Raw genomic sequence first — 23196 nt, forward strand, 5'->3', positions numbered from 1 at the left:
CCACCCCCTCGACGAACGGGGGCGGCCCGGATGGACACCCCGCCGGCTACAGATCGCGCGCGGCTGCGTCGACGGCGAGGATGCGGAACTCCGAGGTGTACCGCGCCCCCTCCGCGTCCCGGAGCCACAGCCCGTCCGCGTCCGGCAGCATCTCGGTGAGCGTGACGGAGCCGTTCTCCTCCTCCACCGAGCGGCGCACCGCCTTGGCCAGGATGTTCACCAGCACCAGGCTGGTGAAGTCGACGAACGCGGGCTTGTCCTCCACCGGGACCTTGTAGAACGCCCGCTCGGGCAGGCCCTGTTCGAGCCGCCAGCGGCGGGCGGCCCGGAAGCGCTCGGGCTCGGACTTCACCGCGGCCCAGGCGAGCTCGCCCGCCGGGAAGCTCCACGACTCCCGGGCCACCACCATGCGGTCGACGGTGATGCGCGGGTTGTGGCGCGCCTTGGCGACCGGCTTGAACGCGTTGATCGCCGCCGCCGCGAGCGGCTCGCCCACCACGTGCGCCAGCGGCGCCGCGAACGACCCGGCGCGCGAGCGGACGATGAGCCGCTCGCTCTCCCGGCGCACGAACAGCGCGGCGGCCGGCATGATCGGGCCCGGCGGGGTCACGGCCTCGGGGTGCATCGTCCAGTACGTGTACTCGGGCGACAGCAGCGCCGACGGCGGCGACACCCGCGAACTCACGCCCGGCACGTCCCGGTTCATGATCCCGTAGATCCGGCTCCCGCGCATGTCCGCCTCGGCCGCCGCCAGCATCGACGGCGGGTCGTCGTGCTGCTCGACGAAGACCCGGCTCTCCATCGTGTTGAACGACAGGTGCAGTTCGCCGAGCACGAGCAGGAACTCCCCGCGCCCGACCGCCTCCTCGTCCGCGGCGGCCAGCATGAAGTCCGGCGAGTGGTGCACCGCCGTCGGCCACGGCAGCGGGCGCGCGGGGAACAGCTCGGCCACCCGCCCGGCGATGTCCTCGCTGCGCAGCTCGACGCGCTTCGCGTCCGGGGGCAGCCGCAGCACGTCCGCCCAGCGGCGCTGGAACTCGTCGACCGCGCGGCGGGCCGGCTTCGACAGGCCGCGGATGTTGAAGTACAGCTGCGGCGTCGCCAGGCTCAGGATCGCCGCCAGCGGCACCTCAGGGTCGCCGTGCTGCGCGACCCTGCGCTCGTAGATGTCGGTCAGGTAGCGGTCGAACTCCTGGCCCACCTCCGCGACCAGCCACCGCCCGCTGTCCAGCAGCAGCGCGAGCGGCCCGGCCAGGGCGTCGCGCAGGACGGGGCCGAGGTCGACCCGGACGTCGCGGACGGTGTCCTCGTAGACGAGCGTCCGCCCGGCGTACGTCTGGCCCGCGCGGCGCTCGCCGGCGACGCCCGTGATCTCCTCGAAGCACGCGCCGAGGGCGGCCATCGCGGCCTCCAGCGCGGCGTCGTCGCCCGCCGCGGCCGAGACCGCGTCCCGGGCGGCGGTGAACCGGGCCGCGACGCCCAGCGCGTACGCCCTGGCCTCCGGGTCGGCGATCCGCTCCAGACGGGCGACGAGCGAGCGCTCGGGGTGGGCCTCGATCGCGCCGACGACGTCGTGCCGGAGCAGCTGGCGGGCGACGAGGTCCTCGACGGTGGCCAGGAGGGCGGCCGGATCGCCCAGTTCGGGGAACTCGGACCACGCCAGCTCGTCCGCGAGCTCGGGGAGCGAGCGGACCCCGTCGACGAGTGCGAGCAACTCCGCCTCGGCCTCCGTGAGGTGCACGGGCGGACGGCCGGGCGCGAGGAGCGTGGCGCCCGCGAGGTGGTGCGCGGCGAACCGGCGCGGCGCCAGCCACGGGCGGACGCGCGGGTCGTCCGAGAGGGCCCGGGCGACGGCGTCCACCGCCCAGATCTCGAAGTAGACCGTGCGCCGGGACAGGAAGTCCGGGCCGACGCGCGACGCGAGCGGCGCGCCGCCGTCCGTCCACCGGGCCCAGCCGACCGGGCCGACGAAGCCGATGGTGTCGTTCTTCAGCGCGTACCGCTGGAGGTAACCCGCCACCGCCAGCTCGTGGTTGCGCCCCCGGACGTTGCGCGGCTCGCCGGCGGCGAGCTTGTCCAGGCACAGCTTCAGCAGCTTCGGGTTCTGCCAGGCGACGGCCTCCCGGAAGCGCGGCGTCGTCGACGCCCCGCGCACGGCGGCGGACAGGCGCTCGGAGGCCCGCGCGTACTCGGCGCGGTAGGCGTCCGCGTCGTCGGCGTCCGCCGCGGCCGCGAGCGCCGGGTCCGTGAGCGGCCGCACGGTGTCGGCGGGGAAGCCGGTGCTGCGCAGGACGACGTCGCGCCACACGGACCAGCCGGTGGCTCTCAGCGGGACGAGGTGATGCCCGTCGGACCCGGTCATACTGACTTCTTCCGTTCGATCTGGGCCGCGAGGGCGTCCAGGGTGGGGTAGTCGAAGAGGGCGGCGATGCCGAGGTCCACGCCGAACTCGTCGTGGATGTGGGAGACCAGCTCGACCGCGGTGAGGGAGTTGCCGCCGATGTCGAAGAAGTCCGCGCCGTCGGCGATCTCGGGCCAGCCCAGCAGGCCCGTCCACAGCTCGCGCAGGCGGGCGGTGGTGGCGTCCCGTTCGGTCGGGAGGGCCACGGGGGGAGCGGGGGCCGGCTCGGCTTTCCGGCCTTCTTGGCCTTCCTGGCTTGCCTGGTCGGGAATGTGACGGATCGTCACATGAGTCGGCGTGTGTGCCTGCAACAGCTCCAGGAGGAGCGCCGCGTCGGTGGGTCGGGGCGTGGAGACGACGAGCGTGCGGGCCGCTGGCGGGGCGCTGGTGGCCGCGAGGGCGGTGAGGACGGCGTCGGCGGCGTCGGGGCGGCTCCGTGTGACGGTCGCGAACAGGTCGAGCGCGGGGCGGCCGGCGAAGGCGCGGGCGAGGGCCGCGAGGCCGAACGCCCGGGGCCCGAAGGCATCCGGCTCGGCCGCGTCGGGGGCCGGGCCGGCCAGGTGGAGGACGCCGTGGACGGGGCCGTGGCGGCCGGTGACGTCGTCGAGGAGGGCGGTGAGCGCCGCGTGGTCGGTGACGTCGCACGCGGCCGACTCGACGGTCGCGCCCAGGGACGCCAACTCGGCGAGCAGTTCGGGCCGTTCGGCCGCCTTCAGGCCGACGAGGACGAGCGTCGGGTGCAGTCCGGTCGCGGCCAGACCGCGGGCCACCCGGACGCCGAGGCGGCCGGTGCCGCCGGTGATCAGGTAGGTGCCGGCGGGCCGGAGGGCGGGGCCCTCGGCCGGGGTGACGGCGAGCGGGTGCTCGGTGGGGACCCAGCGGCGGGTGCCGCGGAGTGCTACCACGCCTTCGCCGCTCGCGCGGAGTTCGGCGGCGAGCTCGCGGTCGGGCACGGACCCGCCGAGGTCGATCAGACGGACCCCGGCCTCCCCGGCGAGCGCGGTGAGCGCGGCGTGGCCCGGGCGCAGCCGGTCGTGGCCGCTGACGTCCACGGCGTGTTCGGTGAGGACGACGAGTTCGGGTGCCCCGCTCTCGGCGGCCTGGCGCAGCAGTTCGGTGGCGGCGGTGTGGCCGGCCGCCAACTGCTCGGCCAGGTCGCGGCCTTCGGGCCGGCCGAGGCTCCCGGCGTGGACCAGCAGGCCGGGCGTCACGCCGCGCTCGCGCAGGGTGCGGAACGCGCGGGCGAGGTCCTGGGGTTCGCCCTCGCGGACGACGAAGCCGACCTCGCGGTCCTCGTAATCGGCACCCGGCGTGAGCGGGACGACCCGTAGCCCGGCCTCGCGCAGCGCGGCGGTGACCCGGCGGGCGGCCGGCTCGTCGGCGGGGAGGGCGGCGACGGCGGTGCGGGCGACCGGTTCGGGGTGGTGTGCCGGGCGGGGGAGTTCGCGCCAACTGGGCAGCGTGAAGGGGGAGTCGGCCGGAGTCTGCTGGGCTTCCTCCTCGGCCGCCACGTCGACCCAGTACCGCTGCCGTTCGTACGGGTAGCCGGGTACGGGCACGCGGCCCGCGTCCGACAGGTCCTCGACGGCCGTCCAGTCGATCGCGTGCCCCTCCGTCCACACGGCGGCGACCGCGGTGAGCGCCGACTGCACGTCGGCGAGCGGCTCGGTCCTGCGCTGGGCCAGGGTCGGCAGCACCCGGTGGCGTGCGGCGTCCACGGCGGGGTGCTGGCGCAGGGCCGAGGTGAGCGTGCGGCCGGGGCCGCACTCGATCAGCAACTGCCGCCTGTCGGTGCCGGCGAGCGCCGCCACCGCGTCCGCGAACCGCACCGGTCGCACCAACTGCCCGGCCCAGAAGGCCGGATCGGTGGCCTCGGCGTCGCTCACGAGCCCGCCGGTCGCCGAGGAGTACAGGTCGAGGGCGGGCGCGGAGAACCGCAGCCCCCGCAGGGACTCCTCGAAGGCCTCCGCCGCCGGGGCCGCGAGGGGCACGTGGGAGGCGCGGCTGAACGGGACCGGGCGGACGTTCATCCCGGCCTCCCGCAGCTCGGCGCCCGCCCGCGCCACGGCGTCCACCGGACCGGCGACCACCACCATGCGCGGGCCGTTGACGACCGCCACGTGCACGTCGTCCGGCAGCAGCGGAGCGACGTCCGCCTCCGCCGCCGCGACGGCGAGCATGGCGCCGGGCGGTGTGGCGGCGAGCGCCCGCGAGCGGGCGACGACGGCCCGCACGGCGTCCTCGGCGGTCAGCACCCCCGCGGCTGCGGCCGCGGCGAGTTCGCCGAGGCTGTGCCCCAGGACGGCGCCCGGCCGCACGCCCCACGCGTGCCAGGCCTGCGCCAGCGCGTGCTCGACGGCGAACAGCAGCGGCTGGGCGACGTCCGGGTCGGCGATCCGCCCGGCGTCGGCCTCCCGCCACAGGCCGCGCAGCGGCACGCCCTCGGCCTCGAAGAGGTCGAGGCAGGCGTCGAAGGCGCGGGCGTAGGCGGGGGAGCGGTCGTGGAGGTCGAGGGCCATGCCCGGGTGCTGGCTGCCCATGCCGGGGAAGAGCAGCGCGATGCGGCTGCCCGAGGGGCCGGTGGCGGGGCCGCTCGCCGCTGCCAGCAGGTCGGCCGCCTCGCGGGCGCCCGTGGCGACCACCGCGCCGCGGTACGGGTGCGTCGTGCGGCCCTGCTGGAGGGTCGCGACGCTCGCGGCGAAGTCCGGTGCGGCGGACGTGAAATGACCGGCGAGCCGGGTCCGGTAGCGCTCCGCCGCCTCGGGCGTGCGCGCCGACCAGACGACGATCCGCGGACGTTCCGTCGTGGCCGCGGGTGCCGGACGCACCGGCGCCTCCTCCAGCACGACGTGCGCGTTGGTGCCGCCCACCCCGTACGTGTTGACGGCCGCCACCCGGGGCCGCCCGGCCCGGCGCTCCCACGGCACCGCGGCGGTCGGCAGCTCGAACGGCGAGTCGTCGATGCCGAGTTCGGGGTTCGCGGTGCGGAAGCCGAGGGTACGCGGGACGCTCCCGTGCTCCAGCGTCAGCACGACCTTGATCAGCGAGGCGATCCCCGACGCGTGGCCGAGGTGCCCGATGTTGCCCTTGACGGAGGTGAGGACCGTGGCGCCGCTGCCCGTGGCGCCGAGGTACCGGTAGGCCGAGGTGAGCGCGGCCACTTCGATCGGGTCGCCGAGGACGGTGCCCGAGGCGTGCGCCTCCACCAGGCCGACGTCGCCGGGCCCGACCTCGGCCGTCAGCATCGCCTCGGCGACCGCGGCCGACTGGCCGGAGACGCTCGGTGCGGCGAACCCGGCCTTGGCGGAGCCGTCGTTGTTGACGGCCGAGCCGCGGATCACGGCGCGGATGTGGTCCCGGTCGGCGATCGCGTCGGAGAGCCGCTTGAGCGCGACCACGCCGGCGCCCGAGCCGAACACCGTGCCGGTCGCGTGGGCGTCGAAGGGCCGGCAGTACCCGTCGCGGCTGATCTTGCCGCCGGGCTCCCACCAGTAGCCGTGCTCCAGCGGCAGTTCGACCTCCGCCCCGCCGACGAGGGCCAGCTCGCACTCGCCCGCGCGCAGCGACGCGGCGGCCAGGTGCAGGGCCACCAGCGGGCTCGCGCAGGCCGTCGCGATGCCGAGGCTCGGGCCGTTGAGGCCGAGCTTGTAGGAGACCAGCGGGGCGAGGGAGTCCGTCGAGTTCCAGGTGCTCAGCGACAGGCCGACGCCGTCGCCCCCGCTGCCGCCGTTGCCGGCGCGGCCCTCGCTGCGGCGCACCTGGTCGAGGTAGCGGCCGCGCCCGGCGGAGCCGAACACGCCGACGTCGGCGAGTCGTTCGGGGTCGTAGCCGGCGTCCTCCAGGGCCGCGTGGGCGCACTCCAGGAAGAGCCGGATCTGCGGGTCGCAGATGCGGGCCTCGCGCGGGGTGAGCCCGAAGAACCCGGCGTCGAAGCCGTCGATCTCGGGCACCGTCGCGACGGCCTTGACGTACTGCGGGTCGGCGAGCGCGCGGTCCGGCACGCCGGCCGCCGCGAGTTCCTCGTCGGAGGCGTGGCGGATGGAGCCGACGCCGTCGCGGAGGTTGGCCCAGAACGCGCCGAGGTCGACGGCCCCGGGGAAGCGGCCGGCCATTCCGACGACGGCGACGGGTTCGTACCTGCTCTGGTCGTTCATGCGTTCCCCTGGAGGTCGTGTCGGATGCGTCGGCGCAACTGCCGCCGCTGCTCGGCCGGTGGGGCCGACCGGGGCGCGGGGGGACCGTCCCGGAGCGGCGCGGCCGGAGCGCGGCCGGAGAGGAAGCGGGCCAGCGCGAGGAGGTTCGGGTGCTCGAACATCGCCGTCACCGGGAAGGCGGTGGCCAGCCGTTCGCCCAGCAGGGCGTGGAGGCGCACGACGGCCATCGAGTTGAGCCCGGCGTCGAAGAAGTTGTCGGCGGGCGGGAGGTCGATCCCGATGACCTCCCGGACGAGGGCGGCCAGTTCGGCGGCGGCCCGGCCGTCCCGGGCGGGGCCGTCGGCGACCGGCGCCCCGGCGGACTTGGCGGCGCGTTCGCGCGGTCCGTCGGTGAACAGGATCTCGGCGGGCACGGCGTAGCGCGGCAGGCGGCGGCGCAGGTGCGAGCGGAGGTCGGCCGGGTCCGGGGCGGCGGTGCCGGGCGCGGTGCGGACGGTGAGCGACAGCACGGGCCCGGCGGCGGTCGTGGTCAGGCCGGCGACGGCGTGCCGGACGGCGGGGTGGTCGAGGGCCGCGCGCTCGACCTGTTCGGGGTCCAGGCGGTAGCCGTCGACGGACAGTTGGCGGTCGAGCCGGCCGTGCAGGACGACCGCGCCGGAGGGGTGGCGGCGGCCGCGGTCGCCCGTGCGGTAGGTGCCGGCGGCGGTGTCGAAGCGCTCGCCCCGGCCGGTGCCGTCCAGGTAGCCCGCGGCCAGGTGCGGGGAGCGGACGACGACCTCTCCCGCGTGGCCGGCCGGGGCGGGCGTGCCGTCGGGGCGCAGCACGAGGAGCTCGGCGGCCCCCGCACCGGTGCCGACCGGCAGTTCGGCCGTGTCCGGCAGCCCGGTGAGCGGATCCTGCCCGGCGTCGAGCCGCCAGACGGAGGCGAGTTGGGGCGTCTCGGTGGCGCCGTACGCGTTCACGACGGGCGCGCCGGTGACGGCCCGCAGCGCGCGGACCATGCCCGCGGTGAGCGGCGCGCCGCCGCTGACGACCAGGCGCAGGTGCGGCAGGTGGGCGGTGCCGTGGGGGCGTCCGGAGAGGAGCAGTTCGAGGAGGGCCGGGGTGGCGTGCAGGACGGTGACGCGCTCGTCGTCGAGCAGCGCGAAGAGCCGGTCGGGGGCGGTGAACACGGACTCGGGCGGGACGACGACGGTGCCGCCCGCCAGCAGCGGGACGAGGAGGTCGCGCAGCAGCGGGTCGTGGCCGACGGCGCCCAGCAGGGCGATCCGGTCCGCCGGGCCTAGGCCGAAGGAGCGCCGGTACCAGTCGAGCGTGCCGGAGAGCGCGGCCGGGGGCACGGCGACGGCGGCCGGGCGGCCGGACGTGCCGGAGGTGAAGAGGACGTGGCTGGTGCCGGGCAGGTGGCGCGGTTCCCGGGCGCCGGGGCGGATGGTGCCGTCGGTGGCCAGGACAGCCTTGGGGCGCAGGAGGTCCTGGCGTTCGGCGAGTGCGGCGGTGGGCAGGTGCGCGTCCGTGACGGCGACGGCCGCACCCGCCAGCCGGGCGCCGAGGAAGGCGGCGGCGAGGTCGGGTGTGCGCTCGGCGCGCAGCTCAAGGACGTCCCCGGGGAGTACGCCGGCGGCGGTCACGGTGGCGGTCACCTCCTCGCAGCGTCGCAGCAACTCGGCGTACGTCAGGTCCAGTTGGGGAGAGTGGAGCGCGACGGCGTCGGGGTGGCGCAGGGCGACGTCCCGGATCCGCGTGAGGACGTCGGGTGCGTCCGGCTGGGGCGCGTGCACCTTCGGTGCGGAACGGCCGTCGAACGGCGCCCGGTCCGCCGCGAACGCCGCCGCGACCCCGACCACCTGCCGCAGCAGCTCGTCCACCACCGCGTCCTCGAACAGCCCCTCCCGCCCGACGAGTTCGAGCCGCAGCCCGTCGTCCGGGTCGTACCGGAGGTAGAAGTTGAGGTCGAACAGCGCGTACGGCGGCGCCGCGTCCACCCACCGCGCGGGCGCGTCGGCGAAGGCGGGTGCGGGTCCGGTCCGGCTGAGGTCGTTGACCCACACCTGGAACAGCGGGTTGTCCCGGGGCGAGGGCGGCAGTCCCAGCCGGTGCACGACGGCCTGGAACGTGGGCGCGAGGTGGTCGAGCGCCTCCAGCGACCGCTCGCGCACGTGGGCGAGCAGGTCGTCGCGCCCGGTCCGGTCCTCGACGTCGAGCCACAGCGGCACGGTGCTGAGCACGGGCCCGACGAGCTCCTGCTCCCCGGGGCCCAGCCGCCGGCTGACCGGGACGCCCACGGCGACGGACCGCTCGCCCGCCCACGCGGCGAGGACGGTCGCGACGCACGCCACGACGTACGTGGCCCGGGTGTGCCCGCTGCGGGTGAGGAGGGCGTCGACGGAGGCGGTGAGCTCCGGGCCGAGCGCCGCCACCGTCCGGCGGCCGTCGAGCGTCGGTCCGGCCGGGCCGGCGAGGCGGAACGGGAGTGGCGTGCGCGCGGGGGCGTCGGGCAGGAGCGCCGCCCAGTACGCGAGGTCCTCGTGCCAGCGGTCCGAGCCGACGGCGGCGGCCCGCCGGTGGGCGAAGGCGGCGAAGCGGGGTGCGGGCGGCCACTGCGGCGCGAGGCCGCGGGCGCGGGCGGTGTAGGCGGTGGCGAGGTCCCTGGCGACGAGTTCGAGGGCGTGCTGGTCGGCCACCAGGTGGTGCAGGGAGAGGACGAGCAGCGCCTCGCCCGTGCCGCGCAGCAGGCCGACGGTGAGCAGCGGCGGCCGGTCCAGCGGGATCGCCGTCCGTGCGATCCCGGCGACGAACGCGCACGCCACCGGATCGTCGAGCGGGCCCGCGGTCTCCCGGACGGTGAACCGCGGCTCGGCGTGCGGTGCGTACGTCCAGCGCGGGACGCCGTCGATGACGTCGACGGCCGCGCGCAGGAGGTCGTGGCGCCCGAGCACGTCCCGGGCGGCGGCGCGGAGGGCGTCGTCGTCGACGCTGGCGGGGATCCGCAGGGTGCCGACGACGTTGTTGCCGGAGTCGTCGGCGAGGGCGCGGTTGAGGAGCCAGAGCGGTTCCTGTACCGGGGTGAGCGGGCTGTGGTCGGCCGGGCCCTCGGCGGCCTGAGGGCGCTCGGTGCGGGGCAGGGTGGCCACGGCGTCGCGGAGGCCGGCCAGGGTGAGGCCGTCGCGCAGGAGCAGCGGCAACGGCAGGTCGACGCTGCGCAGTTCGGCGAGCCGGGCGATCAGCGTGAGGGCGGTGAGGGAGTGCCCGCCGAGGCTCAGGAAGCCGAGGTCCTCGCGCCGCTGGTCGGCCGGGACGGCGAGCGACTCCCACCAGGCGGAGGCGAGTTCGTCGCTCTCCGCGGCCTCGACGTGCGCCTTGGAGGCCCACCAGTGTTCCGTCTCCTCGGTGATGCGCCGGCGGTCGGCCTTGCCGGAGGTGGTGAGGGGCAGACGGTCGACCCAGCGCAGGGCGTGCGGCACGAAGGCCCGGGGCAGCCGCTCGGCGACGTGGGCGAGGATCGCGTGGTCGGCGTCCGCGTGGCCCTCGGCCCGCACGGCGACGGCGACGAGTTCGGCGGCGAGGCCGTCCGGGGGCCGGAGGGCGACGACGGCGGTGGCGGCGACCGCCGGGTGCGTGGTGAGCGCGGCCTCGACCTCGGCCGGCTCGATCCGGACGCCGCGGATCTTGAGCTGCGCGTCGATCCGGCCGAGGTAGCGCACCAGGCCGTCGTCCATGGATGCCAAGTCACCGGTGCGGTACCAGCGTCGGCCGTCGACGACGGGGAACGCCGCCTCCGTGAGGTCGGGCCGGCCCACGTAGCCGAGCGCCACCTGGACGCCGCCGATCCACAGCTCGCCCGGCTCGCCGTCGCGGGCGGGCGAGCCGTCCGTCCCGGCGATCCGCAGGTCGACGTTGTCGATCGGCGCCCCGATGAACACGTCCCCGTCCGGAGCGAGCCCGCGCGGCACCGGCCAGTGCGTGACGTCGATCGCGGCCTCGGTCGGCCCGTACAGGTTGTGCAGTTCGGCGCCCGACCACTGCGCGAACCGTGCGGCGAGCGCCGGCGGGAGCGCCTCGCCGCTGCAGAACACCAGCCTCAGCGACGGGAGTTCGGCGGCCGCAAGGCGCAGCTGGGCCGCCAGCATCGTCGGCACGAAGTGGCAGACGGTGATGCCCCCGTCGGCCAGGGCGCGCGCGAGGAGCTGCGGGTCGTAGTGGGCGTCGGCGGGCGGGAAGACGCAGCGGGCGCCCGTGACGACGGGCAGGAAGAACTCCCACCCGGCGACGTCGAAGGTGCTCGGCGTCTTCTGGAGCACGCGGTCGCGCCCGTCGAGGCCGAACCGCCCGGCCATCCACAGGATCCGGTTGGCGAGGGCGGCGGCGCCGACCAGGACGGCCTTGGGGGTGCCCGTGGAGCCCGAGGTGAACAGTGCGTAGACCGGGTCCTCGGGCCCGGCCTCGCGCAGCGGCGCGTACCCGGCGGGCGCCGTGCGCGGCACGGTGACGGCCGGCATACCGCCCGGGGCGAGGCCCTCGTGCCCGGTCGCCACCACCGTGCACAGCGGCCGGACGACGCCGACCATGGCCGCGACCCGCCCGGCGGGCTCGTCGGCCGCGATCGGTACGTAGTGGCAGCCGGCCTTGAGCACCCCGAGCAGCGCGACCAGCAGGTCGGCCTGCCGGGGCATCCGCACGGCCACCGGGCCCCGGCGCCCGCCGGTGGCGCCCAGCACGGCGGCCGCGCACGCGTCGCTGAGCAGGTCCAGCTCGGCGTAGGTGAGGGTCCGCCCGGGATCGGAGCAGGCGACGGCGTCCGGGGTGCGCGTCCGCTGGTCGCGGACCAGCCCCGGGACCCCGTACGGCGCCCGGTGGGCCACCCGTGGTCCGCGGAGCACCGGGGCCCCGTCCGTCATGCCGCCACCTGCTCGTGCGCGTCCCGCATGGTTCCCCCCACTGCGCTGTGACTCGAAGGACCTGTTTCCGGTGGATCGTCAGATCGGCTGGAGCGCGACCGGCTCCGGGTCGGCGAGGAAGTCCGGCCGCAGACCGGTGACCTCGGGACGGTTGGCGACGCTGTTGTAGACGAACATCAGCATCGAGCGGCGGAACGGCGAGATGTTCGCCGCCGAGCAGTGCAGGATGTTCGGGTGGAACACCAGCACCGACCCGGCGGGCCCCTTGGGGCTCACCAGCCCGTTGGCGCGGGCGAGTTCCTCGATGACGGAGTGGCGCACCCGGAACTTCTCGTCGGCGGTGAGCGTGGCCACCCAGGCCGGCGCGTCCTCGTAGCCGAGCGGCATGCCGTCCGCGTCGCTGCTGGCGAGCAGCCCGGCGGTGTGCGAGCCGGGCACGAAGGTGAGCGGCCCGTTGAACTCCGTCACCTCGTCCAGGAAGACGGCGACGTTGACCAGGTCGGGCCGGCGGATGCCGTCGCCGGTGAGCCAGTAGACGTAGTCCTGGTGCCACTCCCACTGGTCGCCGGCGAACGGCGCCTTGATGTTCACCTTCGACTGGTGCACGTACACGTCGTCGTCGAGCAGGCCGCGGACGGCGCCGAGCAGCGCCGGCCGGCGGGTGAGCGCGGCGATCGCGGGGTTCGTGCGGTGCAGGCCGTAGACCGAGCGGACGGTCCGCCCGTCGCGCTCCAGGACCCGCCCGGGGTCGTCCGCGGCGAGGATCGACGGGAGCTCGTCGAGCGCCACGTCGAGGAGGTCCCCGGCCAGCGAGCCGGGCGGCAGGAGCACGTAGCCGTCCCGGTGGTACCGCGCGACGAGTTCGGGGGCGAGCGGTGCGGCGGCCGTGCCGGCCGTGTCGTGCGTCATTGCTCAGGCCTTTCTCGTTCGGTTCGGATGCGTGCCGCGGCCGTGCCGCCGGGCCGGGCCGGATCGGTCCGGACGGTGCGGCGTGCTACCGGGCCGGGCCGGACGGTGCGGCGTGCTACCAGACCGGGCGGACGTCGATGGTGCCGAAGCGGGCCACCGGGTGCTTGCCGGCCACCTCGATCGCCTCGTCCAGGTCGGCGCACTCGATGACGTCGTAGCCGGCGATCCGGCCCTCGGCGTCGGCGAACGGGCCGTCGTCGACGACGACCTCCCCGCCGCGCACGCGCACCGAGGTGGCGTCCCCGGCCGGGCGCAGCCGGTTGCCGTCCAGCCGCACGCCGCGCCCGTCCATCTCGGTCACCCAGTCGGCGGTGCCGACCGCCATGCCCGCGTCGTCCTCGGGGGTGACCTCGGCGTCCTGGTCGGCGCAGATCAGCAGCAGGTACTTCATGGTCCGTCTCCTCGCTCGGGGTCGTCCGCCGCCGCCGGTGTCCGGGATCCACTGCGGGGATCCCTCCGGCGGCTCCTTCCGGCGGCTCCTTCTGGGAAGTCGACGAACGGGCCGGCGGCGGATGGACAACCCGCGAGGGTCAGTCCAGGACGGCGTAGGCGCGGATCGGGAAGCTGCCCATGCCGACCACCGGCGGCGGGGCGGCGTGGAGGCGGAAGCCGCTCGCCGGGAGCCGGTCCAGACCGCCGAGGTGCTCGACGATCGGGATCCCGGCGCCGAGCAGGCCGGTGTGGGCGGGGCGGTCGAGGTCCGCCATGTCGTCGATGTTGACCGAGTCGATGCCGACCAGGGCGGCGCCCTCGGCGATCAGCCGGTGCACGGCGTCGACCGTGAGGAAGGGGTGTTCGGGGTCGCCGTACTTCTCCGTCCCCCAGTGCCGGTCCCAGCCGGTGCGCACCAGCACGGCCCGCCCGGCGACCTCGTGCTGCTCCAGCAGCTCGGGCCCGACGGCCCGGCCGGCGCCGGTCGCGTCGACCAGGACGCCCGGGACGTCGGCGAGCAGTGCGAGGTCCAGGCCGGAGAGGTCGGCGCCGTCCGGGTAGCGGTGGAACGGGGTGTCGAGGTAGGTGCCGGTGTTGGCGACCATCTCGATCCGCCCGATCTGGAACTCGGTGCCCGGGGTGTAGCGGGGCCGGGAGTCGGCGCGGGACATGTGGTCGGAGATGACCGGCCCGGGCAGGCCGGGGTAGGTGGTCATGCCGGCTTCGATCGGGTGGGAGAGGTCGACGACGGTCCGTCGGCTCGGTCGGTTCATCGGTTCGACTCCTGGATCCGGTCTTCGATCAGTTCTGAGCGGGGCGCCGGCAGCAGCCCGTCGTACTCGGGCTTGAGCTTCCATTCGGGGTCGGGCGGGCGGTGGCCGGGGCGCGGGCAGTGCTTGGAGTGCTCGCCGGTCACCGGGTCGTGCAGGTAGCGCGGGCAGTTCTCGAACACCGCGGTCACGCCGACCCGCAGCACGGCCTCGGCGCCGTGGTGCGGGTGCAGCGCGTCACGGTCGGTCAGCACCTCGCAGGTGCCGTTGACCCGCAGCTTGGCGCGCAGGGCCGGGAAGAGGAAGAGCAGGCCCACGCGCCGCACGGCGGCGGCGTTGCCGAGCGTGCGGTACATGCCGTTGCCGTCGTAGCTGGGGATCTCCAGCGTCCGCAGGTCCGGCACGCGGACGAAGCCCGGCAGGCCGCCCTTGTAGGAGCACTCGGGGAAGCCGTCGGGGTCGATCGTCGCGACGTACACGGCGTCGGCCCCGCGGATCCACTCGGCGTGCCCCTCCTCCAGTTCGTCCAGCACGTACCTGTGTGCCAGGTGGTCGGCCAACTGCTCGCTCCCGAAGCGGCGTTGGAGGTCGCGGCTGCCGTCGTGGTAGAACTCCTCGGGTTTCACGGGGTGACCCTCACCGCAGCGCCCGCATCTGCTGCCAGACCCGGGTGTAGTACGCGTTGGCCACGCGCTCGCGGGTGAGCGCGCCCATGCCGATCTCGCGCAGCACCTCGGGGGAGTGGTGGGCCAGCGGGGCGAGCACGTTCTCCAGCCACTCGGCGCCGTGGTCGGCGTCCACGTGGACGTGGATGCGCTGGTAGAGGATGACGTCGTCCGGCACGCCGAGGCGCGCGCAGCCGTCGACCATCGCCTGGAAGCGCACCGGCGCGGTGTACTCCATGAGCCCCATCGCGGCCAGCAGGCGGGGCGTCAGGTGCCGGTGGACGCCGTACATGAGCACCAGGTTGGCGTTCTCGAACACCTCCATGCCGCCGAGGCCGGAGACGTCGACGCCGCCGAGTTCGAGCCGGGCGCGCATGTACGTGGCCGAGTGCTCGAACAGCCGGGTGTGCATCTGCTCCAGCTTGCCCTCGCCCATCTCGTCCCAGTAGTTCTCGGCCATGGTGAGCTTGCTGGTGCCGGTCGCGCCGAGCTGGGCGAGGGCGACGAGGTCGTCGAAGCGGCTGTCGACCAGCTCCTCGGCGAGGAAGAACAGCGCGATCTCCTCGATCGTGGCCTCGTCGGCGAGGTAGCGGCAGAAGGCGGGCTGGACGTGCCGCGAGCGCAGGTCGGCGAACCAGTCGGCGAGGCCCTCGGCGGTGCGCGGCAGCAGCGCCTCGTCCACCCGCCCGTCCTCCCAGCGCAGCCAGGCGTCCTCGGTGGCGGCGATGACGGGGTCGGCGTTGAGGCGCGGCACCGACAGGAACGTTTCGGCGCCGCCGAGGTAGCCGGTGTAGTGACGGTGCAGCCGCTCCATCAGGGCGAGGCGGACGGCGGTGTCCGGCTCGGTGCCGGCCGCCGGAAAAGCGGCGGCGATTTCCGCGCCGGCGTGCTCCTCCGCGCCGGACTGGCTTTCCGCACCGGACCGGCCTTTCGTGCCGGTCCCGGTGCGCGGCGGCGCGATGCTCTCAGAAATGGCCCCGGACATGCATTCCTCCTGGGTTTTCCCTCCCCGGGAATTATCCCGGGGCAGGTCGGCCTGACCGCATCTTCCAGAATGCGGTTGCGGTTCGTTCACGCATGGTTGTGTCCGCACGGATCGGGCGGAACGGGCGTGCGGCTTTTCGACGGCGGACGGGCCGTCACATCACGGTGGTGCGGTAGAGCAGCCGGTGGTGGTAGCGGCTGTCGCACGGGGTGCGGGTGTGCATGGTCGCGTCGTTGTCCCAGATGACCAGGTCGCCGACGTTCCAGCGGTGGCGGTACAGGTAGCGGTCCTTGGTGGCGTGCGCGTGCAGGTCGTCCAGCAGCTCGGCGCCCTCCTTCTCGCCGAGCCCCACGACGCCGCTGATGATCATGCTCCCGAGCAGGAGCGAGCTGCGGCCGGTCACCGGGTGGCGGCGCACGATCGGCTGCGCCACGTCCGGGGTGCGCTCGCGCTCCTCGGCGGAGAGCGGCTTCTTGTGCGGGTTGGTGAGGAGCTCCTGGTCGACGAGGTGCGCCATGGAGTGGACGGCCTGCAGACCGCCGATCCGCTCCCGGACCTCCGCGGGCAGCTCGTCGTAGGCCGTCGTGCTGTCCGCGAAGATCGTGTCGCCGCCCTCCTCCGGGGCGATCGCCGAGTACAGCAGCGAGGCACGGCTCATGACCTCGCGCCAGGAGTAGTCGGTGTGCCACTCCTCCTGGTCGTCCCCGTCGTAGAGGCCGATCGGCTCGCCGTCCTCGAAGATGTTGCTGATCTTCAGCACCTCGGGGTGGTCCGGCACGACGTACCGGGCGACGGGGTAGACGTCCAGCGGGCCGAACAGCCGGCTGAAGCGGACGTGGTCGGCGTGGCTCAGGTCCTGGTCCGGCAGGACGAGGACGCGGTGGCGGACGAGGTCGTCGAGGATCCGGTCGGCGGTCTCCCGGCCGACCTCCTCGCGCAGGTCGATGCCGGTGATGCGGGCGCCGAAGACGGGGCCCAGCGGTTCGAGCGTGTAGGACGTCATGGGAAACACCTCTCGTGTGAGGTACCTCGGTCTGCGGCCGTCGGTCAGAGGGTGCGCCAGTCGCGCTCCGGATCGGCGAGGACGGCGAGCACGATCCGCCGGTACGCGGCCACCCAGCCCGCCACCGTCTCCTCGTCGAACTCCTCGGGGTTGTACTGGACCATCCCGCTGATCTCCCCCGACGGCGCGACGCCCATGTTCCAGGCGGCGCCGCCCGGGATCTGCTCGCTCGCGCTCTCGCCCTTGGCGACCGGCACGGTCCCCTCGGAGAACAGGAACGGGTCCGTGCCCCCGGCCGGGGCGGTCAGCGTCTCGGAGAAGCCGAAGATGAAGTCGCAGTTGCGCGGGTCGGCCATCGGCGCCATCAGCGACGGCACGGCCTGCTCGACCCAGTGGATCGGCACCTCGTGCCGGTACGCCTCCAGGCAGGTGGTGCGCACGGTCAGGAGGAGCTCGCGGATCGTGCCCGCGTCCGCGAGGTCGGTGCGCAGCGCCAGGAAGTTGAGGAACGGGCCCACGGTGTCCTGGTACTCGGGCCGGCCCCGCCCGTGCACGATCGTGTTGACGACCGGGTCGTCCGCCCCGGAGATCCGGCTCGCCAGCACGGCGAACGCCCCCAGCATCACCATGAAGCGCGAGCAGCGGGCGGCCTTGGCGAGCGCCGCCACCGCGTCCGTCGTCGCCGCGTCGAAGCGGAAGGGGTGCGCGACGTACAGCTCGGTGTGCTCGGGCGGGATCGGGCGGTCGGTCGGCAGGGTGAAGAACGGCGCGCCGTCCAGCCGCTTGCGCCAGTACGCGAGGTTCTCGGCCGCCGCGTCGCCGGACTGGTTCTCCGCCTGCCACCGCGTGTACTCGCCGTACTGGCGCAGCGCCGGCAGGCCCGGCTCGCGGCCCGCCGTCCGGGCGGCGTAGCACGCGGCGAGGTCGCGGTGGATCAGCTGGAGCGCCCAGCCGTCGCACGCCGTGTGGTGGCTGACCAGGCCGAGCACCGCGTCCCGCTCGTCGAAGCGGGTGAGGAACGCCCGCAGCAGCGGCAGCCGTTCGACGGGCAGCGCCGTCGACTCCGCCTCGGCGAGCAGCTGCTGCGCCGCCGCGTCGCGCCGCGCCCAGGCCACCGGCAGGTCCCGCACGTGCAGCGGCACCCGGGTGGCCGGGCGCACCTGCTGGTACGGCGGCTCGGCGTCGCGCACGATCACCGTGCGCAGCACCTCGTGCCGCGCCACCACGTCGTCCAGCGCGCCCTGGAGCGCGGCCACGTCGACGGGCCCGGTGATGCGCAGCGCCTTGGACACCGTGAACCGGGGCCCGAACGAGCCGGAGCCCGCGTTGGCGCACCAGTGCTCCTGCTGGCTGGAGAGGGGGTGGCGGCCGGTCCCGTCCCCGGAGTACCCGGCGGGCGGGACCGGCGCTGCGTCCTCGGTGTGCGGCACGTCGTCTCCTCGGCTCGGCTGTCGGAGTGCGGTTCGACACCTCGACGAACGGGAGGACCGCGGTTTGGACGACGGCGGCGAAAAATCTTCAGTCGATTTCTGCGGGCTCCTGCTTCGGCTGCTCGGCGGCGGCCTCGTGGGCCCGGACGGCGCGGGCGAAGGAGCGCAGGTCGCCCGCGAGGAGCTCGGGCACCTCCAGGGCGGGGAAGTGCCCGCCCTCGGCGAACTCGCTCCACTGGACGATGTTCGGGAAGCGCCGCTCGGCGATCCGCCGCACCGGCAGGCTCCCGTCGTGGGCGAAGGCGGCGACGGCGAGTGGTACCGGCTGCGGCGGCCCGGCGACGGGCTGGCGCGCGGCATCGGGGAGCATGTCGGCCATCTCGTAGTACAGCTGCGCGGACGAACCGGCCGTCGCCGTCAGCCAGTAGAGCGAGACGGTGGTCAGGAGCTGGTCCCGGCTGATCGAGTCGCCGCTCGTCCAGTCCCGGAACTTCTCGGCGATCCAGGCCAGTTGGCCGACCGGGGAGTCGGTGAGGCCGTAGGCGAGGGTCTGCGGGCGGGTGCTCTGGATCTTCATGTAGCCGGCCCGGCCGGTGGTCTCGAAGGCGGCCAGGTAGGCGAGCCGCTCCTGGTCCGCCTCGTCGAGGCCCTCCAGGTCCTCCGGGCCGGTGGGCGGGGTCAGCAGGAACGTCACGTGCGCGCCGGCGAGGTGCTCGGGGTCGAGCGCGGCGGCGGTCAGCGAGATCCACACGCCGAGGTCGCCGCCGTGGGCGAGGTAGCGGCCGTAGCCGAGCCGGCGCATCAGCTCCGTCCAGGCCCGCGCGATCCGCGGCACGTCCCAGCCGGCCTCGGGCGCGGGGCCGGAGAAGCCGAAGCCGGGCGGGGCCGGTATGACGACGTGGAACGCGTCCGCCGGGTCGCCGCCGTGGCTGCGAGGGTCCGTCAGCAGCTCGATGACGTCCAGGTACTCGGCGACCGACCCGGGCCAGCCGTGGGTGAGGATCAGCGGCGTGGCGTCCGGCTCGGGGGAGCGCACGTGCAGGAAGTGCACGGTGGCGCCGTCGATCTCGGTGCGGAACTGCGGGAAGCGGTTCAGCCGCTCCTCCGCGGCCCGCCAGTCGAACTCCGTGCGCCAGTACTCGGTGAGCTCCTTCAGGTACTCCAGCGGCACCCCGCGGGCCCAGCCCGCCCCGGGCACCTCGGCCGGCCAGCGCACCGCGGCCAGGCGGCGGTGGAGGTCGTCCAGGTCCTCCTGCGGAACGGCGATTCGGAACGGCTGCATTTCCGGGCCTCCTCAATTCGGCGGGCGGCACGCCGCCCCTTCGTCCCTGCCGCCCGGGGACGCTACCAGCGCGCTCCGGCGCTAAACAGGGATCACCGGGGCACCGCCGGGCGACAGAGCAATCTGGAAGTAGAGGCGCATTCGCGGGCCGTCAATGATGGTGCCGTCGGCCGGGCACGCTGCTTCGGCGCGCGCCGCCCATTCCCGTTTCTCCGGATGTGCGCTCTCGTTCGCTTTCTTCCGCTCCTTCCGCTTCTTCCGTTCCTTCCGCCGTCGGACGTTCCAAAGAGGGGAGCACGGTGGCTACTCGAATCGGCGACCGGGCCGTGGTGCTGGGCGCCAGCGTGGCCGGGCTGCTCGCCGCCCGCCTGCTGGCCGACGCCTACCGCAGCGTCACGGTGGTGGACCGGGACGCGCTCACGTCCTCCGCCGCTCCGCGCCGTAGCGCGCCGCAGGGCCGGCACGTCCACGGCCTGCTCGCCCGCGGCCAGCAGGTGCTGGAGGAACTGTTCCCCGGCCTCACCAAGGAACTCGCCGAACTCGGCGTCCCCGTCTGCGACTTCGGCACCGGACTCACCTGGTACTTCGCCGGCCGCCCGATCCGCAAGGCCGAGACCGGGCTGATCTGCGTCTCCGCCGAGCGCCCGCTGCTGGAGGCCCGGGTGCGCGAGCGCGTCCTCGCCCTCTCCAACGTCCGCCTCCTCGACCGCTGCGACATCAACGGCCTCGACTCCTCGCCGGACCGCGCCCGTGTCACCGGCGTTCGCGTCCAGCCCCTCGGCGGCGCCGAGGAGGTCCTCGCCGCCGACCTCGTCGTCGACGCCACCGGCCGCGGCTCGCGCACCCCGCTCTGGCTCCGCGAACTCGGCTACCCGCAGGTGCCGCAGGAGCGCGTCAAGATCGACCTCACCTACACCACCGCCGAGTTCGCCGCCCCGCTGCCCGTCGACCCGATCGGCGACGGTGCCGGCCTGGTCTGCGTCGCCGGCCCCGGCCGGCCGCGCGGCGCCACGCTGGTGCGCCTGCACGACCGCTACGCCCTCGCCCTCTACGGCCTGCTCGGCGAGCGCCCGCCCACCGACCCCGAGGGCTTCCTCGCCTTCGCGAAGACGATGCCCGTCCCCGAGATCCACGCGGCCGTCGAACACGCCCGGATGATCACCGAGCCGGTCTCCATGCACTTCCCCGCGAACGTGCGCCACCGCTACGAGCGCGTCGAGCACCTGCCCGACGGCCTGCTCGCGATCGGCGACGCCGCCTGCGTGTTCAACCCCATCTACGCCCAGGGCATGACCGTCGCCGCGATCGGCGCCACCGTGCTCCGCGGCCACCTGGAGCGCGGCGTCCCGCCCCGCCCGCGCGACTACTTCCGCGACCTCGCGGCCGTCATCGACGCGCCCTGGGACATGGCCGTCGGCGGCGACCTCGGCTTCCCCGAGGTCCGGGGCCGGCGCACGCTCGCCGTGCGGATGGCCAACCTCTACATGCCGCGCCTGCAGGCCGCCGCCGCCCACGACGCCACCCTCTCCACCGCGTTCCTGCGCGCGGCCGGCCTGGTCGACCCGCCCCAGGCGCTCATGCGGCCCTCGGTGGTCACCCGGGTGTTCCGGCCGCGTCCCAAGTCCTGACGCGTGTCCTGCCAGGTGCGTCCTGCCAGGTGTGTCCCGCCCGACCAACCCGCACACGGAACTACCGGAGGTTCCCCGTGACAGCCCACCCCGAGCCCATCGTGCTCGACCCCACCGGCCGGGACGTCCACGCCGAGGCCGAACGCCTGCGCGCGCAGGGCCCGGTGGCGCAGGTGACCCTGCCCGGCGACGTCCGCGCCTGGTCGGTCGTCGGCTACGACACCGTCCGCCAGGTGCTCAACGACGAACGCTTCGCCAAGAACGCCCACGAGCACTGGCCCGCCTTCGTCAACGGCGAGATCAGCGACGACTTCCCGCTCATCGGCTGGGTGCTCATGGACAACATGACCACCAGCGACGGCGCCGCCCACGCCCGGCTGCGCAACCTCACCGCCAAGGCCTTCACCATGCGCCGCACCGAGGCCATGCGCCCGCGCGTCGAGCGCATCGTCCGCGAGCTCCTCGACGACCTCGCCACCGCCGCGCCCGGCGAGGTCGTCGACCTCAAGGACCGCTACGCCTACCCGCTGCCCACCAAGGTGATCTGCGAACTCTTCGGCGTCCCCGAGCACATGCGCCGCGACGTGATGCGCGGCGGCGAGGTCAACACCGAGACGACGATCAACCACGAGGAAGCCGTCGCCAACGTCGAGTCCTGGCACAACGCGATGTACGAGCTCATCGAGATGAAGCGCAAGGAGCCGGACGACGACCTCCTGAGCATGCTCATCGAGGCCCGGGACAACGGCTCCCGGCTCAACCAGTCCGAACTCGCCGGCACCCTGCACCTGATGCTCGGCGCCGGCTCCGAGACGACCACCAACCTGCTCAGCAAGGCCGTCGTCGCGCTGCTCACCCACCCCGAGCAGTTCGCGCTGGTCCGCGACGGGAAGGTGCCGTGGCGGGACGTCATCGAGGAGACCCTGCGGGTCGAGTCCCCGATCGCCCAGCTGCCGTTCCGCTTCACCACCGAGGAGGTGGAGCTCGCGGGCGTGCGGATCCCCAAGGGCGACCCGGTGCTGATCGGCTTCGCCGCCTCCGGGCGCGACCGCGGCCGGCACGGCGAGGACGCCGACCGCTTCGACATCACCCGCCCCGACAAGGAGCACCTGTCCTTCGGCTACGGCGTCCACCACTGCCTCGGCGCGCCGCTGGCCCGCATGGAGGCCGCGATCGGGCTGCCGGCGCTGTTCGAGCGCTTCCCCGACCTGGCCCTCGCCGTTCCGGCCGAGGAGGTCCAGCCGCAGGGCACCTTCCTGCTCAACGGCACCGCCACGCTGCCCATCCGCCTGACGCCCGCTTCCTGACCACCTCGAAGGAGCCCCATGAACGCGAACGCACCGGTGAACGCGAACGCACCGGCCCGCGCGGAGCTGGTCCGCCGCGCGGCCGAAGTCGCCCCCGTCCTGCGCGCCAACGCCCCCTGGGGGGACGAGCACCGGCGGCTGCACGAGGAGTCCCTGGCGGCGCTCACGGACGCCGGCCTGTTCAGGATGCGGGTGCCGGCCCGCTACGGCGGCTACGAGACCGACGCCGCGACCTTCGTCGAGGTGATGACCGAACTCGCCAAGGGCGACGGCTCGGCGGCGTGGAACGTCTCCGCGTGGTCGATCTCGGCCTGGATGGCCTGCCAGTTCCCCGACCACGTCCAGGACGAGGTGTTCGGCGCGTCCGCCGGGGACGTCCGGGTGTGCGGCGTGCTCAGCCCGAGCGCCTCCGCCGTCCCGGCCGCCGACGGCGCCGTGGTGAACGGCGCCTGGCAGTTCATCAGCGGCGCGCACCACAGCGGGTGGCAGGTCGCCCTCGCGATGGGACCGACGCCGGACGGGCAGTCGCAGTGGCCGCTGATGGCGCTGATCCCGCTCTCCGACCTGACGATCGTCGACGACTGGGACACCACCGGCCTGCGCGGCACCGGCAGCGTCACCACCGTCGCCGAGGACGTGTTCGTGCCGCAGGACCGCCTGCTGCCGCTCGCCCTCGTGCTCCAGGAGCAGTCCGCCTCCAAGCTCAACCCGGAGTCGGCGCTCTACCGCGCCCCGCTCATCGCCACCGGCTGCACGACCTTCACCGGCACCGCGATCGGCCTCGCCAAGTCGGCGCTCGCGACGTACCTGGAGCAGCTCGACAAGAAGATCACCTACACCGAGTACGGGTCCCGGCGCGAGGCCGCCGTCACCCACCTCCAGGTGGCGGAGGCGGCGCTGCAGATCGAGGAGGCCGAGGGCCACGCCGCGCGGCTGGCGGCCCTGGTCGACGCCAAGGGCGCGGCCGGCGAGCCGTGGACGGTCGAGGAGCGGGTGCACGCCCGCGCCTACCTCGGCCGCGTCTTCGACCGTGCCACCCGCACCGCCCGCACCCTCGGCGACGCGAGCGGCGGCGGCTCCCTCTACCTCACCGGCGCGCTCCAGCGCACCGTGCGGGACCTCCACGCGCTGAGCCTGCACGCCCTGATGCACTCGTCGACCAACACCGAGCTCTACGGCCGCGTGCTGTGCGGGCTGGCGCCCAACACGATGTACCTGTAGCCGCGTTCCGCCGCCCCCGGGAGTCCGTCCGGGGGCGGCGGATCTCCTCGG

14 protein-coding genes are annotated in these 23196 nt (G+C 74.7%); 3 read left to right on the top strand and 11 right to left on the bottom strand.

Annotated features, from left to right (window positions below):
- Positions 1 to 46: 46 nt before the first annotated feature.
- From ACFXDE_RS09700 to ACFXDE_RS09750, 11 genes are all read right to left on the bottom strand, one after another.
- A complete protein-coding gene (locus ACFXDE_RS09700) occupies positions 47 to 2362 on the bottom strand; it encodes a lantibiotic dehydratase (protein WP_380492584.1) in 2316 nt (771 codons plus the stop codon).
- On the bottom strand, positions 2359 to 6555 hold the full coding sequence (locus ACFXDE_RS09705; RefSeq protein ID WP_380492586.1) for a type I polyketide synthase: 4197 nt from the start codon (positions 6553 to 6555) through the stop codon (positions 2359 to 2361). The genes ACFXDE_RS09700 and ACFXDE_RS09705 overlap by 4 nt, the downstream gene beginning before the upstream one ends.
- Entirely contained in the window at positions 6552 to 11453 is a 4902-nt protein-coding gene (locus ACFXDE_RS09710) for an amino acid adenylation domain-containing protein (protein WP_380492588.1), read from the bottom strand. Before ACFXDE_RS09710 ends, ACFXDE_RS09705 begins: the two co-directional genes overlap by 4 nt.
- Positions 11454 to 11531: 78 nt before the next feature.
- Positions 11532 to 12362: a phytanoyl-CoA dioxygenase family protein gene (locus tag ACFXDE_RS09715; protein ID WP_380446643.1), complete on the bottom strand. Its 831-nt coding sequence runs from the start codon at positions 12360 to 12362 to the stop codon at positions 11532 to 11534.
- A 115-nt stretch (positions 12363 to 12477) separates the two neighbouring features.
- On the bottom strand, positions 12478 to 12813 hold the full coding sequence (locus ACFXDE_RS09720; RefSeq protein WP_329927846.1) for a YciI family protein: 336 nt from the start codon (positions 12811 to 12813) through the stop codon (positions 12478 to 12480).
- 139 nt (positions 12814 to 12952) lie between these two features.
- Positions 12953 to 13627, bottom strand: coding sequence for a cyclase family protein (locus ACFXDE_RS09725; protein ID WP_380492590.1), 675 nt, complete (start codon positions 13625 to 13627; stop codon positions 12953 to 12955).
- Positions 13624 to 14250 carry a pyridoxamine 5'-phosphate oxidase family protein gene (locus tag ACFXDE_RS09730; RefSeq protein WP_380492592.1) on the bottom strand — a complete coding sequence of 209 codons (627 nt, stop codon included), beginning with the start codon at positions 14248 to 14250 and terminating at the stop codon, positions 13624 to 13626. The genes ACFXDE_RS09725 and ACFXDE_RS09730 overlap by 4 nt, the downstream gene beginning before the upstream one ends.
- A gap of 10 nt (positions 14251 to 14260) precedes the next feature.
- A complete protein-coding gene (locus ACFXDE_RS09735) occupies positions 14261 to 15274 on the bottom strand; it encodes an iron-containing redox enzyme family protein (protein ID WP_380492594.1) in 1014 nt (337 codons plus the stop codon).
- 154 nt (positions 15275 to 15428) lie between these two features.
- On the bottom strand, positions 15429 to 16277 hold the full coding sequence (locus ACFXDE_RS09740; RefSeq protein ID WP_380492595.1) for a TauD/TfdA dioxygenase family protein: 849 nt from the start codon (positions 16275 to 16277) through the stop codon (positions 15429 to 15431).
- Between the two features lie 44 nt (positions 16278 to 16321).
- Positions 16322 to 17707 carry a condensation domain-containing protein gene (locus ACFXDE_RS09745; RefSeq protein ID WP_380492597.1) on the bottom strand — a complete coding sequence of 462 codons (1386 nt, stop codon included), beginning with the start codon at positions 17705 to 17707 and terminating at the stop codon, positions 16322 to 16324.
- 88 nt (positions 17708 to 17795) lie between these two features.
- Positions 17796 to 18989 (bottom strand): epoxide hydrolase family protein, encoded by a 1194-nt coding sequence (locus ACFXDE_RS09750; protein WP_380492599.1) that lies wholly within the window; start codon positions 18987 to 18989, stop codon positions 17796 to 17798.
- Positions 18990 to 19288: 299 nt separating this feature from the next.
- Between ACFXDE_RS09750 and ACFXDE_RS09755 the strand changes: the two genes are divergently transcribed.
- The 3 genes from ACFXDE_RS09755 to ACFXDE_RS09765 all read left to right on the top strand — a co-directional run bounded on the left by ACFXDE_RS09755 (position 19289) and on the right by ACFXDE_RS09765 (position 23145).
- Positions 19289 to 20617 carry an FAD-dependent oxidoreductase gene (locus ACFXDE_RS09755; protein WP_380492601.1) on the top strand — a complete coding sequence of 443 codons (1329 nt, stop codon included), beginning with the start codon at positions 19289 to 19291 and terminating at the stop codon, positions 20615 to 20617.
- 77 nt (positions 20618 to 20694) lie between these two features.
- Positions 20695 to 21924 (top strand): cytochrome P450, encoded by a 1230-nt coding sequence (locus ACFXDE_RS09760; RefSeq protein ID WP_380492603.1) that lies wholly within the window; start codon positions 20695 to 20697, stop codon positions 21922 to 21924.
- 18 nt (positions 21925 to 21942) lie between these two features.
- On the top strand, positions 21943 to 23145 hold the full coding sequence (locus ACFXDE_RS09765) for an acyl-CoA dehydrogenase family protein (RefSeq protein WP_380492605.1): 1203 nt from the start codon (positions 21943 to 21945) through the stop codon (positions 23143 to 23145).
- Positions 23146 to 23196 lie beyond the last annotated feature (51 nt).

Source organism: Kitasatospora sp. NPDC059408 (assembly GCF_042751525.1).
Classification (GTDB): domain Bacteria; phylum Actinomycetota; class Actinomycetes; order Streptomycetales; family Streptomycetaceae; genus Kitasatospora.

Excerpts from the sequence above, each read along its gene's own strand:
- ACFXDE_RS09700 (WP_380492584.1), bottom strand. The coding sequence starts at position 2,362 with ATGACCGGGTCCGACGGGCATCACCTCGTCCCGCTGAGAGCCACCGGC.
- ACFXDE_RS09705 (WP_380492586.1), bottom strand. The coding sequence starts at position 6,555 with ATGAACGACCAGAGCAGGTACGAACCCGTCGCCGTCGTCGGAATGGCC.
- ACFXDE_RS09710 (WP_380492588.1), bottom strand. The coding sequence starts at position 11,453 with ATGACGGACGGGGCCCCGGTGCTCCGCGGACCACGGGTGGCCCACCGG.
- ACFXDE_RS09715 (WP_380446643.1), bottom strand. The coding sequence starts at position 12,362 with ATGACGCACGACACGGCCGGCACGGCCGCCGCACCGCTCGCCCCCGAA.
- ACFXDE_RS09720 (WP_329927846.1), bottom strand. The coding sequence starts at position 12,813 with ATGAAGTACCTGCTGCTGATCTGCGCCGACCAGGACGCCGAGGTCACC.
- ACFXDE_RS09725 (WP_380492590.1), bottom strand. The coding sequence starts at position 13,627 with ATGAACCGACCGAGCCGACGGACCGTCGTCGACCTCTCCCACCCGATC.
- ACFXDE_RS09735 (WP_380492594.1), bottom strand. The coding sequence starts at position 15,274 with ATGTCCGGGGCCATTTCTGAGAGCATCGCGCCGCCGCGCACCGGGACC.
- ACFXDE_RS09740 (WP_380492595.1), bottom strand. The coding sequence starts at position 16,277 with ATGACGTCCTACACGCTCGAACCGCTGGGCCCCGTCTTCGGCGCCCGC.
- ACFXDE_RS09750 (WP_380492599.1), bottom strand. The coding sequence starts at position 18,989 with ATGCAGCCGTTCCGAATCGCCGTTCCGCAGGAGGACCTGGACGACCTC.
- ACFXDE_RS09765 (WP_380492605.1), top strand. The coding sequence starts at position 21,943 with ATGAACGCGAACGCACCGGTGAACGCGAACGCACCGGCCCGCGCGGAG.